At 62.3% G+C, this 17,399-nt stretch carries 15 protein-coding genes; 8 read left to right on the top strand and 7 right to left on the bottom strand.

Going from position 1 to position 17,399, the window contains the following annotated elements:
- Window positions 1-184 precede the first annotated feature (184 nt).
- Entirely contained in the window at window positions 185-1,357 is a 1,173-nt protein-coding gene (metB, locus tag CK627_RS06745) for a cystathionine gamma-synthase (protein ID WP_095591963.1), read from the top strand.
- Window positions 1,357-3,825 carry a bifunctional aspartate kinase/homoserine dehydrogenase II gene (locus CK627_RS06750; RefSeq protein ID WP_095591964.1) on the top strand — a complete coding sequence of 823 codons (2,469 nt, stop codon included), beginning with the start codon at window positions 1,357-1,359 and terminating at the stop codon, window positions 3,823-3,825. The genes metB and CK627_RS06750 overlap by 1 nt, the downstream gene beginning before the upstream one ends.
- A 652-nt stretch (window positions 3,826-4,477) precedes the next feature.
- Here the strand turns inward: CK627_RS06750 and ppc are convergent.
- On the bottom strand, window positions 4,478-7,111 hold the full coding sequence (ppc, locus tag CK627_RS06755) for a phosphoenolpyruvate carboxylase (protein ID WP_095591965.1): 2,634 nt from the start codon (window positions 7,109-7,111) through the stop codon (window positions 4,478-4,480).
- A 215-nt stretch (window positions 7,112-7,326) separates the two neighbouring features.
- Window positions 7,327-8,472: an acetylornithine deacetylase gene (argE, locus tag CK627_RS06760; protein WP_024943617.1), complete on the bottom strand. Its 1,146-nt coding sequence runs from the start codon at window positions 8,470-8,472 to the stop codon at window positions 7,327-7,329.
- A gap of 268 nt (window positions 8,473-8,740) precedes the next feature.
- Here argE and argC point away from each other — a divergent pair, with 268 nt between their 5' ends.
- The 6 genes from argC (at window position 8,741) to argH (ending at window position 14,667) form a co-directional block, all read left to right on the top strand.
- Window positions 8,741-9,748: an N-acetyl-gamma-glutamyl-phosphate reductase gene (argC, locus tag CK627_RS06765; RefSeq protein ID WP_095591966.1), complete on the top strand. Its 1,008-nt coding sequence runs from the start codon at window positions 8,741-8,743 to the stop codon at window positions 9,746-9,748.
- A gap of 23 nt (window positions 9,749-9,771) precedes the next feature.
- Window positions 9,772-10,551 (top strand): acetylglutamate kinase, encoded by a 780-nt coding sequence (gene argB, locus CK627_RS06770; RefSeq protein ID WP_005308537.1) that lies wholly within the window; start codon window positions 9,772-9,774, stop codon window positions 10,549-10,551.
- A 25-nt stretch (window positions 10,552-10,576) separates the two neighbouring features.
- A complete protein-coding gene (locus CK627_RS06775; RefSeq protein WP_167385296.1) occupies window positions 10,577-11,500 on the top strand; it encodes an ornithine carbamoyltransferase in 924 nt (307 codons plus the stop codon).
- Between the two features lie 54 nt (window positions 11,501-11,554).
- On the top strand, window positions 11,555-12,790 hold the full coding sequence (locus tag CK627_RS06780; RefSeq protein WP_095591968.1) for an argininosuccinate synthase: 1,236 nt from the start codon (window positions 11,555-11,557) through the stop codon (window positions 12,788-12,790).
- 62 nt (window positions 12,791-12,852) lie between these two features.
- Window positions 12,853-13,170 (top strand): hypothetical protein, encoded by a 318-nt coding sequence (locus tag CK627_RS06785; RefSeq protein WP_005308543.1) that lies wholly within the window; start codon window positions 12,853-12,855, stop codon window positions 13,168-13,170.
- 111 nt (window positions 13,171-13,281) lie between these two features.
- Window positions 13,282-14,667, top strand: coding sequence for an argininosuccinate lyase (gene argH / locus CK627_RS06790; RefSeq protein ID WP_095591969.1), 1,386 nt, complete (start codon window positions 13,282-13,284; stop codon window positions 14,665-14,667).
- A gap of 147 nt (window positions 14,668-14,814) precedes the next feature.
- Here the strand turns inward: argH and CK627_RS06795 are convergent, their stop codons facing one another.
- The 5 genes from CK627_RS06795 to CK627_RS06815 form a co-directional block, all read right to left on the bottom strand.
- On the bottom strand, window positions 14,815-15,309 hold the full coding sequence (locus CK627_RS06795; protein ID WP_095593467.1) for a GNAT family N-acetyltransferase: 495 nt from the start codon (window positions 15,307-15,309) through the stop codon (window positions 14,815-14,817).
- Window positions 15,310-15,398: 89 nt separating this feature from the next.
- A complete protein-coding gene (locus CK627_RS06800; RefSeq protein ID WP_095591970.1) occupies window positions 15,399-15,860 on the bottom strand; it encodes a hypothetical protein in 462 nt (153 codons plus the stop codon).
- A gap of 199 nt (window positions 15,861-16,059) precedes the next feature.
- Window positions 16,060-16,272 carry a hypothetical protein gene (locus CK627_RS06805; protein ID WP_005308557.1) on the bottom strand — a complete coding sequence of 71 codons (213 nt, stop codon included), beginning with the start codon at window positions 16,270-16,272 and terminating at the stop codon, window positions 16,060-16,062.
- A gap of 128 nt (window positions 16,273-16,400) precedes the next feature.
- On the bottom strand, window positions 16,401-16,742 hold the full coding sequence (locus tag CK627_RS06810) for a DUF1294 domain-containing protein (protein ID WP_043169348.1): 342 nt from the start codon (window positions 16,740-16,742) through the stop codon (window positions 16,401-16,403).
- Entirely contained in the window at window positions 16,739-17,329 is a 591-nt protein-coding gene (locus CK627_RS06815; RefSeq protein ID WP_010635198.1) for a sugar O-acetyltransferase, read from the bottom strand. Before CK627_RS06815 ends, CK627_RS06810 begins: the two co-directional genes overlap by 4 nt.
- Between the last annotated feature and the right edge of the window lie 70 nt (window positions 17,330-17,399).

Raw genomic sequence — 17,399 nt, forward strand, 5'->3', positions numbered from 1 at the left:
TGAGCGCGGATTTTAACCCTTAAGGAAATCAATGGCAATCCAACAGCAAAGCCATTTAGACGTCTAGAAGTGTTGACGGCCTTTTTAAGCTGGCGTAGTGTGGGTCACCATGAGCCTGCAATGGCGGGATGGCGCGTGGCAGAAACAGCATGCCAGCGTGTGAAGAGACATCAAGGAGAGTGACATGACCCACAAGGCCACCCAGGCAGTGCGCACCGGGATTGAGACTGACCAGCAACACGGTGCCGTGGTGCCGCCCATCTACCTCTCCAGCAACTACACCTTTGCCGACTTTGGCGAGCCCCGTCAATACGATTATGCCCGCTCCGGCAACCCGACCCGCACCAATCTGGCGGACGCCCTGGCGGCCCTGGAAGGGGGCGCTGGCGCCGTGGTGACCGGCACCGGCATGGGGGCCGTTCATCTGGTCACCACCGCCCTGCTCAAGGCGGGGGATCTGCTGATCGCCCCCCACGACTGCTACGGCGGCACCTGGCGCCTGTTCGAGTACCTGGCGGCCAAGGGCCATTACCGGGTGCAGTTCGTCGATCAGGGGGATGCGGCGGCACTGGCCGAGGCGCTCTCGCAAAAACCGGCGCTGGTCTGGGTGGAGACCCCCTCCAACCCGCTGCTGCGGGTGGTGGACATCGCCGCCATCGCCGAGGCGTCCCACGCGGCGGGGGCCAAGGTAGCGGTGGACAACACCTTCCTGTCGCCGTTGCTGCAACAGCCGCTGGCGCTGGGGGCCGATCTGGTGGTGCATTCCACCACCAAGTACATCAACGGCCACTCGGACGTGGTGGGCGGGGTGGCGATCGCCAAGGAACCCGAGCTGGCCGAGTCGCTGGTGTGGTGGGCCAACTGTCTGGGGCTCACCTCCGGGGCGTTCGACTCCTACCTCACCCTGCGCGGTCTGCGCACCCTGGCCCCCAGGTTGCGCGCCCATCAGGAGAACACCGACCGCATCCTCGCCTTCCTGCAGCAGCAACCGCTGGTCAAACGCATCTATCACCCCAGCCTGCCGAGCCATCCGGGCCACGATATTGCGCGCCGTCAACAGTCCGGTTTCGGCGCCATGCTAAGTTTTGAGCTCGATTGCGGCGAGGCGAGCATTCGCGCCTTCCTGGCGGCCCTCACCCTCTTCTCGGTGGCCGAATCCCTCGGCGGGGTGGAGAGTCTGGTGGCCCATCCGGCCAGCATGACCCACAGGGCCATGACCCCGGCCGCCCAGCAGGCGGCAGGCATCAGCAGCCAGCTGCTGCGCCTGTCGGTCGGTATCGAACACGGTGAGGATCTGGTGGCCGATCTGGCCCAGGCGTTTGCACAAGCACAGCAGGCACAGCAGGTGGCGAAGTAATGGAACAGCAGCAACAAGGAGAGATCGCGGTGGCAACAGAAGCAGGCTTGAAGCGACGTCACGTCCACAAATTCGGTGGCAGCAGCCTGGCGGATCCGGTCTGTTACCGCCGGGTCGCCAGCATTCTCGAACAACAAGCCGAGCAGCAGGGGGGCGGGCGAGAGCTGGTGGTGGTCTCCGCCGCCGGCAAGACCACCAACCGGCTGATCCAGCTGGTGGAGCTGGCCGAAGCCGGGGATGAAGCCGCCGGCGAGGCCATCTCGGCCCTGCAGGCCTATCAGCAGAGCCTGATCGACGGTCTGTTGGAAGGAGGGCTTCACCTCGAACTGAGCCAGCAGCTGGCCGACGACATGCAGCTCATCGCCAAGACCCTGGAGGGGCAGTTTGACCGCTTCGAGCGCAACGGCCTGCTCGCCTTTGGCGAGGTGTGGTCGGCGCGCCTGCTGGCGGCCCTGCTCACCAGTCGCGGTGACAAGGCCATCTGGCTCGATGCCCGCAGTTTCCTGCGCGCCGAGGATGGCGCCCTGATCAAGGTGGATACCGCACTCTCCAGCGAACTGCTCAAGGCGCGGCTGGCGGAACACGCCGGGCGCATCGTGGTGACCGGCTTTATCGCCGCCGACATGGAGGGACGCTCTCTGCTGCTCGGCCGCAACGGCTCCGACTACAGCGCCAGCCTGTTGGCCCTGCTGGCGGACGGCGAATCCACCACCATCTGGAGCGACGTGGCCGGGGTCTACAGCGCCGACCCGCGCCGGGTGAAGGAAGCGCGCCTGCTGGAGCGCCTGAGCCTGGCCGAAGCCAACGAGCTGGCTCGCCTAGGCTCTTCGGTATTGCACTCGCGCACCCTGCAGCCGGTGGCCGACAGCCGCCAGCGCCTCACCCTGCGCTGCAGCTACAACCCGGATGAAGGCTGCACCCACATTCTGCGCCGTGCACCGCGCTCCGGCGGCGCCCGCATCGTCTCCTCGGTGGATCAGATCGCCCTCATCGAACTCAAGGTGCTGCCGCAGACTGATTTTGAGCAGACAGTGGCGGCCATCGAGGCTTATCTGGCCCGCCATCGCCTCAACCCGCTCACCTTGCAGCGCCAGCCGGATCGCCGGATCCTGCGCCTCGCCTACACCCTCGAGGTGGCGCAGGGGGCGTTCGAGCTGCTGCGCGACTTCCAGCTGCAGGGCAGTTTTACCGGTCTTATCCAGCGTGAAGGCTACAGCCTGGTGGCGCTGGTGGGGGCCGGCGTCACCGACAACGCCGAGCAGTGTCACCGCTTCTACCAGCTGCTGGCGGATCAGCCGCTGGAGTTCGTGCAGGTGGCCAAAGATGGCCTGAGCCTGGTGGCCGTGCTGCGCCAGGTGGTGCTGGAGCCACTGCTGATCGCCCTGCACAGCGCCCTGTTCAGCCGCCCGAACCGGGTCGGGCTGGTGGTGTTCGGCAAGGGCAACATCGGCGGCCACTGGCTGAACCTCTATGCCCGCGAGAAGGCGCGGCTCGAGCATGAACTGAACCTGGCGCTCACCCTCTACGGTGTGTTCAGCTCGGAAGGGGGCCTGCTGGATGAAGAGGGGCTGGATCCCCTCAAGGTACAGGACAACTTCAATCCCAAGCCGCTGATCTGGCCCGAGCTGCTGGCCCAGCTGGAGCAGCACGGCTTCGATACCCTGATTGCGCTGGACATGACCGCCAGCGAGACGGTGAGCCGCTACTACCCGGACTTTGCCCAGCTCGGCATTCACATCATCGCCGCCAACAAGTTTGCCGGCGCCGCCGACAGCGAGTTCTACCAGCGCATCAAGCAGACCTGCCGCGACCATCAGGTGCAGTGGCGCTACAACGCCACCGTCGGCGCCGGGCTGCCGATCCAGTCCAGCATCCAGATGCTGCGCCAGAGCGGCGATCGCATCCAGGGGGTCTCCGGCATCTTCTCCGGCACTCTCTCCTGGCTGTTCCAGCAGTATGACGGCAGTCGCCCCTTCTCCGAGCTGGTGGACGAGGCGTGGCAACACGGCCTGACCGAGCCGGATCCCCGCGAGGATCTCTCCGGCCAGGATGTGCGCCGCAAGCTGCTTATTCTGGCGCGGGAGGCGGGTTTCGAGCTCGACTCCGCCGACATCGAGCTGGAGAACCTGGTGCCCGTCTCCCTGCGCAAGGTGAGCACGGATCAGTTCATGGACAGGCTCAAGGAGCTGGATGACCCGATCCAGACCGCCTTCGAGGGGGCGCGCCGGGTCGGCAAGGTGCTGCGTTATGTCGCCCGCTTCGAGCACGACGGCAAGGCGCGGGTCGGGCTGGAGGCGCTGGAGCCCCACCACCCGTTCGCCAACCTGCTGCCGTGCGACAACGTGTTTGCCATCGAGAGCGACAGCTATCGCACCAACCCGCTGGTCATTCAGGGCCCGGGGGCCGGCCGGGAAGTGACGGCCGCCGCCATCCAGTACGACCTCTGGCAGATCTGTGCCAGCCTGTAACAGCGGACAAGCCGTTCAGTCAAAGAGGCGCCAGTGGCGCCTCTTTTTATTGTTTAGCGGCAGGTTTTTAGGTCTACGGGCTGATTTCCCTATCCCGTAAGCGGCCTGTTTTTAGCTTCTTCAACAGGTTGCTGGCAGGAGTCAGGTAATAACCGGACTTGCACAGGTAGCATGATCGGGCATTGCTTCCGCACAGACTGGTCAAGAGCGGGCACGGTATTGGCTCCCCCTCTTATTCGCTGAGGCGAGTACGCTTGTCCAGGTCGCGAGACAGGATGTCGAGCGAGTGGCGCCGGGCCATGGATGGCCCGTCGGCGCGTGCCGTCGGACAAGAGGGTGAGACGAAGGTACCCGACGTAGTCGGGCGAAAAAGCGGGGGAGAAGACCTTTGGTGACTTTGGGTCTTTCCAAAGTCACTCGTCCCAGCCCGAAGGGCGGGCGAAACCCCTTCAAGACCAGCAGGCTTGCATCCACCATCCTATAAAGCTGTAAAGCGGGCGATTGCCCCTGATAGTTAATCGACCCTGCGATTCCATGGCAACGCCTAACGACCAAGGATTCTCCGGCAACATGGCTCCAGCGGGCCTTGTAGATATGACAAAGGGCGCCGAGGCGCCCTTTGTCATGGAGGGGAGCTTGATAGCCCCGACTATCAACCCGTGTTGCGCATGCCTGCGGCGATGCCGGCGATGGTGACCATCAGCGCCTGATCCAGCTCGGGATGCAGAGTTTCGGCATGGTTGCGCGAGCGGCCCAGCAACTCGACCTGCAGCACGTTGAGCGGGTCTGTGTAGGGGTTGCGCAGCTTGATGGACTCCTTGATCCAGGGCTGGTCGTCGAGCAAGTCGCCCTGCGGGCGCAGCTCCAGCACCACCTGGATGGAGTCGGCAAGCTCCTGACGCAGCTGTTTGCCGAGGCCCCACAGCTCTTTGGGCACCAGCCGGGTGTCATAGTACTCGGCCAGCCAGACGTCAGCCTTGAGGAACACCATCTCCAGCATCTCGAGGCGGGTGCGGAAGAAGGGCCATTGGCGGCTCATCTCTTCCAGCACGCCCTTCTGGCCGTCGGCGATGGCTTGCTGCAGTCCCTTGTGGGCACCGAGCCAGGCCGGCAGCATCAGCCGGTTCTGGGTCCAGGCGAAGATCCAGGGGATGGCGCGCAGGCTCTCGACCCCGCCGTTGGGTTTGCGCTTGGAGGGGCGCGAACCGAGCGGCAGCTTGCCGAGCTCCATCTCCGGGGTGGCGGCGCGGAAGTAGGGCACGAAGTCCGGATGACCGCGCACGATACTGCGGTAGTGATCGCAGGAGACGGACGCCAGCTGCTCCATCACGGCGCGCCAGCACTCCTTGGGCTTGGGCGGCGGCAGCAGGTTCCCCTCCAGCACGGCGCTGGTGTAGAGGTTGAGGCTCTGGATGGCCACCTTCGGCAGGCCGAACTTGAAGCGGATCATCTCGCCCTGTTCGGTCACCCGCAGGCCACCGCGCAGGGATCCCGGCGGTTGCGACAGGATCGCCTGATGGGCAGGCGCGCCACCACGACCGACGGTACCGCCACGGCCATGGAACAGGGTGAGGCGCAGGTTGTTGGCCTCGGCCAGTGCCACCAGGGATTCCATGGCGGCGTACTGGGCCCAGCCGGCGGCCATCATGCCCGCGTCCTTGGCGGAGTCGGAGTAGCCGATCATCACGTACTGACGGCCCTGGATGTAGCCGCGATACCAGTCCACCGACAGCAGGCGCTCCATCACGGCGGTACCCGCCATCAGGTCTTCCTGGGTCTCGAACAGCGGGGCGACCGGCATGCGGAACTTGCAGCCGGCTTCCTTCAGCAACAGCTGCACCGCCAGCACGTCGGACGGCGCGCCAGCCATGGAGATGATGTAGATGCCGAAGGCATCGGGATCGTGCTGGGCGATGACCTTGCAGGTGTCCAGGGTCTCGCGGGTCTCGTCGCTCGGCGCCCAGTCGGTCGGGATGAGCGGGCGGCGGGAGTTCAGCTCGTTGAGCAGGAAGGCCTGCTTGTCGTCCTCGCTCCACTCGGCGTAGTCGCCCATGCCGAGGTAGCGGGTCAGCTCGGAGAAGACCTGGCCGTGGCGCTCGCCATCCTGGCGGATGTCCAGCTTGACCAGGTGGATGCCGAAACAGGCCAGCTTGCGCAGCACGTCCAGCAGCATGCCATCGGCGATGTTGCCCATGCCGCAGGCGTGCAGAGAGTGGTAGCAGAGCTCCAGTGGCTCGCGCAGCTGGGCGGTGGTCTTGACCAGATCCCGGCTCTCGCTCGCCTGGCCCTGCACCTTGGCGGTGAGGAACTCCTGGGTCTCGCGCAGCTGTTCGCGCAGCTCGCGTACCAGGGCGCGGTAGGGCTCAGGGTGATCGCCGACCCGCTCGCGCACGGCGTCGGTGCAGTCGGACATGGAGAGCTCGGAGGTGAGCTCCTTGATGTCCTTGTAGAACAGGCTCACCGCCATCCAGCGGCCCAGCTCCAGCACTTCGGCGGTCACCTTGGCTGTGACGAAGGGGTTGCCGTCGCGGTCACCGCCCATCCAGGAGGTGAACTTGACCGGCGCGGCATCCAGCGGCAGCCGCACACCCAGGTGGTGTTGCAGCCGCTCGTCCAGATTGCGCATGAATTCGGGAATGGCCGGCCACAGGCTGTTTTCCACCACGGCGAAGCCCCACTTGGCCTCGTCCACCGGGGTCGGGCGCTGTTCGCGGATCTCGTTGGTGTGCCAGGCCTGGTTGACCAGCTGTTCGATGCGATTGAGGATCTTGTCCCGCTCGCGGGGCAGCAGATCGGAGAGCTCCAGGGCCTCGAGGCAGTCGTTGAGCTGCACATGCTTGTGGATCAGGGTGCGACGGGTCACCTCGGTGGGGTGGGCGGTCAGCACCAGATCGATGTCCAGCTCGCGCACGGCCTGGATGATGGCCTCCTGCGACAGGTTGGAGGCTTTCAGCTTGTCGAACATCTGCTCGAGCGGATCCGGGGTGCAGACCTGCTCTTCGCAGCGACGGGAGATGGTGTGGAACTGTTCGGCCACGTTGGCCAGGTTGAGGAACTGGCTGAAGGCGCGGGCAACCGGCAGCAGCTCGTCGTCGCTCAGGTTGCGCAGGGTGTCGAGCAGACGTTCCCGGTCCGTCTCATTGCCTTTGCGGGAGGATTTGGCCAGCTGGCGAATGGTTTCGATCTTGTCGAGGAAGGCCTGTCCCTGATGATCCTTGATGGACTTGCCCAGCAGTTGACCCAGCATGCCTACGTTGGCGCGTAGTGCGGCGTACTTTTCGTTCATTCCACATCCTTATCTTGTTGGTGCCTGACACCCATCCGGGGTGCGAGACGACCTCACTTATTGTTGTGCGATTACAACATATGCTCCGTCATCTTAGGGTGACAATCTACCCAGATTGTCTGCGCAAGGTCAAATAACAGGCCGATTCAGAACATGTATTTCCATCACCTGTCCCGAGGTGCGATGTCATGTAACTTACTTACATTCCCGTCAGTTCAGAGGCAGAAACGGCGGATCAGGTGCTGCAATACGCTGGTGGTCGGTTTGACGAACGACAGATCGAGATATTCGTCCGGCTGGTGGGCCTGAGCGATGTGGCCGGGGCCCAGCACTATGGTTTCACAACCGAGCTGCTGGATGAAGGGGGCCTCGGTGCAATAGTTCACGGATTCGGCGGCCCGGCCGCTGGCCCTCTCGGCCTCGCGCACCAGCTCCGAGTCATCTGCGCAGGCATAGGCCGGGATCGGCTCGTGCAGGTGTTGCAGGTGCAGGCAGCCAGGCTGGTGAATCTCGATGGGGGAGAGCGCTTCTTTGAGCATGCCCATCAGCTCGTCGGGGCCGACCTGTGGGGTGGGACGCATGTCGATGTGCAGTTCGCAGCAACCGCAGATGCGGTTCGGGCTGTCGCCCCCCTGGATGTAGCCGAGGTTCAGGGTCGGTTGCGGCACGGCGAATCTGTGGTCGGCGTACTTCTCCTTCAGGCTGTGCTGCAGCTTGAGTACCTGACCCATGGCCTGGTGCATGATCTCCAGCGCGTTGACGCCGTTGGCGGGATCCGAGCTGTGACCGCTCTTGCCTGTGATGCGGATGGCTTCCGACATGTGTCCCTTGTGGGCCACCACAGGCACCAGTCCGGTCGGCTCGCCAATCACCGCGTAGTCCGGCTTGAGCTCGGCCGCCGCCGCGATGGCGCGCGCGCCCGCCATGGTGGTCTCTTCATCGGCGGTAGCCAGGATCCGCAGCGGCTTGTTGAGGGTCTTGAGGTCGATCTCCTTGAGCGCCTCGACGATAAAGGCGAAGAAGCCCTTCATATCGATGGTACCGAGGCCATATAGGCGGTTGCCCTCTTCGGTCACCTTGAAGGGATCCTTGCGCCAGGCGCCCTCGTCGAACGGCACCGTATCTGTGTGGCCCGCCAGCAGCAGCCCCCCTTCGCCTTGACCTATCGTCGCCACCAGATTGAACTTGCCCGGCAGATCGGGCAGGGCGGTCACCTCGCATTGAAAGCCGAGCTGACCGAACCAGTCGGCCAGCAGCCGGATCACCGCCTCATTGCTCTGATCCCAGCGGGGATCCGTGCTGCTGATGGACGGAATCGCAATAATATTCTTGTAGAGTGAAAAAAAATCCAGATTGGCCACCTGCTCCTCCTTGCTTCCCCGGAATGTTTCTGTTAGAAAATACAAATGCAAAGTGAGTGCATGAATATTCTGTGAGTTTGCCTGAATACGTGGCTCATCGACAAGGCTTCTAGTTGTAAGGGAAAGTTAATGTTCTGTCACCTGATCTATAACCGACGACACACACCCGCCTGAATTGCCCCTCCGCACTTGTGCATGGGGCATCGAACCCCCTTGTGCACCGCAGCACCATGCTGTGAATCTCGAACTCTGACTTGGAATACTCAACATGCTTAACACCGTTATCGTCGGTGCCAGTGGCTACGCGGGAGCCGAGCTGGCCGCCCTGGTCCAGAACCATCCACAACTCAAGCTGTTCGGCCTCTATGTTTCCGCCGGCAGCCAGGACGCCCACAAGCGTTTCTCTGCTCTGCATCCCCAGTGGGTTGGCGCGCTGGATCAGCCGCTGCTGCCGCTGGACGAAGATGGCATGACCCGGATCCTGACCCAGGCCGACCTGGTGCTGCTGGCCACCGCCCATGAGGTGAGTGCCGAACTTGCACCCAAGTTTCTCGCCAAGGGGCTGCCGGTGTTCGATCTCTCCGGTGCCTTCCGGGTCAGGGATCAGCAGTTCTACGCCTCCTACTACGGCTTCACCCATGAGAGCGAGCAGTGGCTGGATCAGGCCGCCTACGGCCTGGCCGAGTGGAATGCCGAAGCGGTCAAGGCGGCCCAGCTGATTGCCGTGCCAGGTTGCTACCCGACCGCCTCCCTCTGCGCCCTCAAGCCGCTGCAGCTGGCCGGTCTCATCGCCAAGGGGTGGCAGCCCATCATCAACGCCATCTCCGGGGTCTCCGGTGCCGGTCGCAAGGCGGCCATCAACACCAGCTTCTGCGAAGTGAGCCTCAACCCCTACGGCACCTTCAATCACAGGCACCAGCCGGAGATCAGCCACCACCTGGGCAAGGAGGTGCTGTTCCAGCCTCACCTTGGCAACTACGTGCGCGGCATCCTGGCCACCATTTATGTGCAGTTGGCGGACGGCGTGACGCCGACCCAGGTGGATCAGGCCTACCTCAAGGCCTACGAGGGCAAGCCGCTGGTGCGTCTGACCGGTCAGATGCCCTCCATCCGCGGTGTCGCGGGCACCCCTTACTGCGACCTCGCCTGGCAACAGCAGGGCAACATGCTGGTGGTGGTATCCGCCATCGACAACCTGCTCAAGGGCGCCGCCTCCCAGGCCATGCAGTGCATAAATATCAAATTCGGATTTGAACCGGCCACCGGCCTGATTTAAGGACTCAAGGAAGGATCGCAACGATGAACAAGCAGACTCTGGTAATCAAGCTGGGCGGCGCACTGATCGAGAACGACGAGGCGCTGACCGCCCTGTTCGCCACCCTCAAAAGCTTTCTGGACGAGCAGCACAGACCCCTGGTGCTGGTGCACGGCGGTGGCTGCCTGGTGGATGACTTGCTCAAGGGGCTGGGTCTCACCTCCACCAAGAAGAACGGTCTGCGGGTAACCCCGTTCGAGCAGATCCCGTTCATTGCCGGCGCGCTGGCCGGTACCGCCAACAAGCAGATGATGGCCAAGGCCATCGCCACCGGCATTCCGGCGGTGGGGCTCTGTCTGGCGGACGGCGGTCTGTGCCAGGTGACCCAGCTCGACCCGGCACTCGGCGCGGTCGGTGACTGCCAGCCGGGCAACCCGGCGCTGGTAGCAGGGATCCTCGCTCAGGGCTTCCTGCCGGTGGTGAGCTCCATCGGCATCACCGCCGACGGGCAGCTGATGAACGTCAACGCGGATCAGGCGGCCACCGCCATTGCCGAGGCGCTCGGCGCCGATCTGGTGATGCTCTCCGACGTGAGCGGCATCCTGGATGGCAAGGGCAAGCTGGTGCCCCAGCTCGACAAAGTGACTGCGCTGGATCTGATGGAGAAGGGGGTGATCAGCGACGGCATGGCGGTCAAGGTGAAAGCCGCCCTGCATGCCGCCGAGACCCTGGGCAAACCGGTCTGTGTCGCCAGCTGGCGCTACCCGGATCAGCTGCTCAAGCTGCTGGCTGGCGGTGCGGTTGGCACCCAGGTCTCTCTCTGATCTCCACCGGAACAAGGAACATCCGATGCAACATCTTCTGAAAGACAGCGACTTGAGCAAGGCCCAGATCGAGGTGCTGATCGCCCTGGGCAAATCAGTCAAGGCCGATCCGAAAAAGTACGGCCAGGCACTGGCGGGCAAGAGCGTGGTGACCCTGTTCGAGAAACCCTCCCTGCGCACCCGGGTCACCTTCGACATCGGCATCGCCAAACTGGGCGGCCACAGCGTCTATCTGGATCAGCAGAACGGCGCGCTCGGCAAGCGCGAATCGGTGAAGGATTTCGCCGCCAACCTGTCGCGCTGGTGCGACGCCATCGTCGCCCGGGTGTTCGATCACCAGACCCTGGTCGAGCTGGCGGAGCACGGCACTGTGCCGGTGGTGAACAGCCTGTGCAACCTCTACCACCCCTGTCAGGGGCTGGCGGACTTCATGACCATCAGCGAGCACTACGGGGATCTGTCCAAGGTGAAGCTGGCCTATCTCGGCGATGGCAACAACGTCAGCCACTCATTGCTGCTGCTGGGGGCGACTCTGGGCACCGACGTGACCCTGGTCTGCCCGAAAGGCCACGGCCCGGATACCCAGATCTTCCTGCAGGCTCAGGCGCTGGCGGCCCAGTCCGGTGCGACCATCCACATCAGCGACGACGTGGCGGCCATCGAAGGGTTTGACGTGGCCTACACGGATACCTGGGTCTCCATGGGTGACAACACGCCAATGGAGCAGGTAAAAGATATCTTTATGCCTTATCAGATCAACCAGGCCCTGCTCGACCGCACCGGCATCCAGCACGTGCTGCACTGCCAGCCGGCGCACCGGGAGCTGGAGATCACCTCTCAGGTCATGGACGGGCCTGGCTCCCTCATCATGGACGAGGCTGAAAACCGGATGCATATCCAGAACGCCGTACTGCTGACCTTGCTTGGACATGGTCAGGGGCACAAATAACGGCAACCGACCCCAAATCACACCCTTTTATCGAATCATCATGGAGAGAAGTAAATGAGCGGAATCAACAAGATCGTACTGGCTTACTCGGGCGGACTGGATACCTCGGCCATCATTCCCTGGCTGAAGGAAAACTATGACGCGGAGATCATCGCCTTCGTCGCCGACGTGGGTCAGGAGCGTGACGATCTGGAAGGGATCGAGCAAAAAGCCATCGCCTCCGGCGCCACCAAGTGCATCGTCAAGGATCTGCGGGAAGAGTTCGTCAAAGAGTACGTCTACCCGACCCTGAAGACCGGCGCCGTCTATGAGGGCACCTACCTGCTGGGTACCTCCATGGCCCGTCCGGTGATCGCCAAGGCGATGGTCGAAGCCGCGCTGGCGGAAGGGGCCGACGCCATCTCCCACGGTTGCACCGGCAAGGGCAACGACCAGGTGCGTTTCGAGGGTGCGGTCGCCGCACTGGCGCCCCAGCTGAAAGTGATCGCCCCCTGGCGTCTGTGGGACATGCGCTCCCGGGAAGATCTGCTGGCCTACCTGGAAGCCCGTCAGATCCCCTGCAAGGCGACCCTGAAGAAGATCTACAGTCGCGATGCCAACGCCTGGCACATCTCCACCGAGGGTGGCGAGCTGGAGAGCACCTGGAACGAGCCGTCCGAAGCGGTCTGGCAGTGGACCGTTTCCGCCGAACAGGCACCGGATCAGCCGGAGTACGTCAAGCTGACCGTGGCCCAGGGTGAAGTGGTGGCCGTTGACGACCAGCCGCTCAGCCCGCACCAGATCCTGATGACCCTGAACGAGCGTGCTGGCAAGCACGGCGTGGGCCGTATCGACATCACCGAAAACCGGATGGTGGGCATGAAGTCCCGCGGCTGCTACGAGACCCCGGGCGGTACCGTGATGGTCGCTGCGCTGCGCGCGGTAGAAGAGCTGGTCTTGGATCGCCCGACCCGCGCCTGGCGGGAAAAGCTGGGTGCCGAGTTCTCCCACCTGGTCTATGACGGTCGCTGGTTCACCCCGCTGTGCAAGGCCATTGTCGCCTCCGCCAACGCCATCGCCGAAGATCTCGACGGTGAAGTGGTGCTGAAGATGTACAAGGGTCAGGTCACCGCGGTGCAGAAGAAGTCGCCGAACAGCCTCTACTCCGAAGACTTCGCCACCTTCGGTTCCGACGAAGTGTACGACCAGAGCCATGCCGAAGGCTTTATCCGTCTCTACACCCTGGCCAGCCGGATCCGCGCCATGAAGGAGCAGCATCAGGCCATCGGTGGTGATCACACCCACGGTTGATATTTGTTGTCAGCCAATCAGTAAGGTACCTGATTGGCTGACTAATCACAGGATGAAGATCTATGAATTCGAAGCTATGGATGGCTGTATTTTCAACGTTTTTTCTCGCTGCGTGTGCCACCAAACAATACCCCCAGGCTCCTTTGGTTAGTGCCGAGGAATCAGCTGCATTTGACTGTCAGGCGATCAAGATTGAGATTGCCAAAACACATAGTGTTCAAGCTGAGATCGAACGTACTGGAGAATTTGATGGCAAGACAGTGCTTGGTGCATTAGGTGACTTTGGTATCGGTAATGGCATGGCAAAGAGCGAAGCACGGCAGAAGGCAAATGATCGTCTGACACAATTGCAGGCATTGGAAGCGGCAAAATGTCAGTAGTGGCAACATATGTCTGAGCAGGCTCATGCTAGTTTGCTGCATTGAATTTTTTAATTGGAAGAATTTTGGGCTCTTCTGGTAGGAGAGTTTTTCGCATTCAAGGAGAGCAGTATGGCACTTTGGGGTGGACGCTTCAGTCAGGGAGCCGATAGCCGGTTCAAGCAGTTCAACGATTCGCTGCGGTTCGATTACCGGCTGGCGGAGCAGGATATTCAGGGCTCCATGGCCTGGGCCAAAGCGCTGGTGAAGGTGGGCGTGTTAACCGAGGGTGAACAGGGCAAGCTGCAGCAGGCGATGGAAGTACTGCTCGCCTCTGTGCAGCAGGATCCCCAGCAGATCCTGAGATCGGACGCTGAAGATATCCACTCCTGGGTCGAGAGCCAGCTTATCGCCGCCGTCGGCGATCTTGGCAAGAAGCTGCACACCGGCCGCTCGCGCAATGATCAGGTCGCCACCGACCTCAAACTCTGGTGCAAGGCGCAGGGTGAGCTGCTGCTCGGCTCCATCACCGCCCTGCAACAGGGGCTGGTGGCCTCCGCCCGCGCCAATCAGGCCGCCGTGCTGCCGGGCTACACCCATCTGCAGCGGGCCCAGCCGGTCACCTACGCCCACTGGGCGCTGGCCTATGTGGAGATGCTGGAGCGGGATTACTCCCGGCTGCAGGATGCCCTCAAGCGCCTCGACACCAGCCCGCTCGGCTGCGGCGCGCTGGCAGGCACCGCCTACGCCATCGACCGAGAAGCCTTGGCGCTCGACATGGGTTTTGCCGGCGCCACCCGCAACAGTCTGGATTCGGTCTCCGATCGGGATCACGTGGTGGAGCTTATGCACGTGGCGTCGCTGTCCATGACCCACCTGTCGCGCTTTGCCGAAGACCTTATCTTCTACAACACCGGCGAGGCGGGCTTTGTCGAGCTCTCCGATGCGGTCACCTCTGGCTCGTCGCTGATGCCGCAGAAGAAGAACCCGGATGCGCTGGAACTTATTCGTGGCAAGACCGGCCGGGTGGTCGGTGCCCAGCTGGGCATGCTGATGAGCCTGAAGGCGCTGCCGCTGGCCTACAACAAGGACATGCAGGAAGACAAAGAGGGGCTGTTCGATGCCCTCGACACCTGGCACGACTGCCTCGACATGGCGGCGCTGGTGTTGATCGATCTGAAGGTCAATGGCGAGCGCACCATGGCGGCGGCGCAGGGCGGCTACGCCAACGCCACCGAGCTGGCGGACTATCTGGTGGCCAAGGGCATTCCGTTCCGCGAGGCGCACCATATCGTCGGCGAGACCGTGGTCTACGCGATCCAGGTGAAGAAGCCGCTGGAGGAGCTGACCATCGGCGAGTTCCAGCGTTTCAGCCCGGTGATCGAGTTCGATGTCTACCCCAATCTGGAGCTGGAAGCGACCCTCGCCAAACGGGTTGCCAAAGGCGGCGTCGCCCGCGAGCAGATCGAAAGCGCACTGGTCGCCGCCGAAGCCTGGCTGGCCAAGCGGGCGGGTTAAGCCACTATTATCGTTACCTGACATTGAACAAAAAATGGCAACCAATGGTTGCCATTTTTATGGTAAATAACGTATGCGATTCAGGATAAGTAATGGAGAGATTAGATTGGATAATTCATTTTTATGATACTTTTCAGTTTCACCAAGCTAGTCTGTTGGTAATAGTTTTTTCCGCATCAATGCATTTTGCAATGTCACGCCACGACGAACAGGAAATCGCCGTTCTTCCACCTGAAAACCATGATATGAAAAAAAAGGTTCAGCGGTTTTGCTTACATCAGCCGTTAATTCTAAAATACCTTGCTCCTTGGCGCTTTCATGAATGCGCGTCATCAACTTGGTTCCCACACCCTGCCTAGCGTAATGTCCAGTCACAAAGAAATGATCAATATAACCATTTGGCTGAATATCTGCATACCCGGCAATGTCACCATCAATTTCGGCTACAAAAGGCCGCAGAGTTCTTATGTGGTTAGCCCACAGTGTTGGAGATATATCATCAGGAGCCCATGCTTGAATCTGTTCAGCGGTATAGTCACGCGATGCTATATCATGCACTGCCGATAAAAAAACACTAAATAATCGAGTTTCATCACCAGCCTTATATTCCCTTATCTCTACACAGCTTCGGTTAACAGTCATATCAGCGCCCCTACTCAGCATTACTACATTTGGTTTGATAACTAAAACTACCCGCTGGAATTATCGCATTTTTAATAGCCATTTTTAACTCACGCGCTGGCATTGAGCAGCTTGCCGACGCCTTCCCCCTTGCCATTGGGCAGGGTCTGCTTGAAGGCGAAGAGCAGCTGATCGAGGCTGAGGTCGCTGTTGCCAAGGGAGCCCTTGAGAGTGTCGAGCTCGCCCTGCAGCGCGTCGAGGCGGGTGCTCTGGGTGCCGTCGGCCAGCTGGGTGCGGGCGGCGTCGATGGCCTGGGGCAGCGACTGGCCCGAGTACTCTTGGCCCAGGGTCTGCATCAGCGCCCCCATGAAGTGGTTGATGGCGGGGCGGTTCTGCTCGCTGTTTGCCTCCTTGACGCCGAGCCGCTGGAACAGGCTCTGCACCGTGGGGGCGAGCCGCTCTTCCTGCACGGGGGGCTCGGTCTGGGCCGGTGGCGTGCTGTCCCCAAGCAGCTTGCTGCCGAGCTTGAGGGCGAGGGAGGCGAGGGGAAGCAGGGTGCCGATGGCGATCATGATGTCACTCTCCGTACTACTGATGTCATGACGGAGCAGGGAACGGGCCAATTTGGCGAAAATTTAGTCTTAGAGTGGCAGGGGACTGATCCTGCTGTGAATTTAGTTTTTGCCAGGCAGAGGGCGGGCGAGTGCGAGAGAGGGCGGCGGCAAACCCTTGCAGCCCGGGGGCTGGCGGTTTGCCGCCCGGCTTGCCGGATCAGAGCTCCTTGAACGGGCGGCGCTTCTCCTCCTCGATGACGATGGCCTCCAGATTGGCGATGCGCTCCTGCAGTTCGTTGATGAGCATGTCCTGTTTGCCGAGACGATCGGTGATGCGGGCATCCCCCAACTGGTAGCGGGCCCGCTTGCTGAGAAAGCCGAACAGTGCGCTGATGAAGACGATCAGCACGATACCGGTCCACATGGTCATGAATGACTCCTTGCCGATGAATAAACGAGAAAACAGCCTTGTTGCCATCTGTTGTCTCATACCCGATTGCCGGCTGCAATGGCCGGCAAGGGGGTGGACGGGAATGTCGAGGGGCCGTTTTGCCCGCGTCAGACCGTCTGCCAGAGCGGACGGCCGAGCCAGAGCCCCCACAGGGTCAGGTGCAGCAGCACGATGAACCAGAATACCCTGCGATAGCTTCCCTTCTGGGTCTTGTGGCGCAGCCAGTGGCGGGCCAGCAGGGCACCTGGCCAGCCACCGAACAGCTCGAGCAGATGGAGACGGGACTCGGGGATGCGCCAGCCGCCGCGCACCGCCTGGCGCTTGTCGTGGGCGTAGGCCAGCATCGTCAGCAGGCTCATGGCGGTGATGATGGCGAGCGGCCACCAGTTGGCGTCGGCCAGACCGAGCCAGGCCGTCCACAGCAGGGGGAGCAGGGCGAGCCAGATCACAGGGCCAGCTCCCAGCCGCGGGGGGCGTCCGGGCTCAGGCTGCGGATCACGCGCGCCGGGTTGCCCACCGCCACCGAGTCGGCCGGAATGTCGCGGGTGACCACGGCGCCGGCCCCTATGATGGAGCGCGGCCCTATGGTGACGCCGGGGCAGATGATGGCGCCGCCGCCAATCCAGCAGTCATCGCCGATCCGCACCGGCTTGTTGTAGGCGGTCCAGTTGCGTCGCTCCAGATAGTCCATGGTGTGGGTGGCGGTGTAGATCTGCACGTTGGGGGCCAGCAGCACATGGCTGCCGATGTGCACTTCGCCCACGTCGAGAATGGTGATGTTGAAGTTGAAGAAGGTCTTCTCGCCGATGTGGATGTTGCGGCCGAATTCGCAGGTGAAGGGAGTGCTGATCCAGCAGGAGTCGGGGCAGTGGCCGAACAGCTCACCGCACAGGCGCTGGCGCAGGGCTTGGTCACCGGCCGGGGAGGCGTTGAGTTGTGCCAGCAGCGCCTGACCGCGGATCCGGTCGTTCGCTATCTCCTCGCTCTGGCTGTCCAGGGCACCGCCCGCCAGTACCTTGTCCCAATCGCTTGCCATGCTACCGCTCCTCTCATGTGCCAAGAGGAGCCAGTATACGCGAGCACTTTGGCGGCGTCAGGCTGTCACT

Source organism: Aeromonas dhakensis, assembly GCF_002285935.1.
GTDB lineage: Bacteria > Pseudomonadota > Gammaproteobacteria > Enterobacterales > Aeromonadaceae > Aeromonas > Aeromonas dhakensis.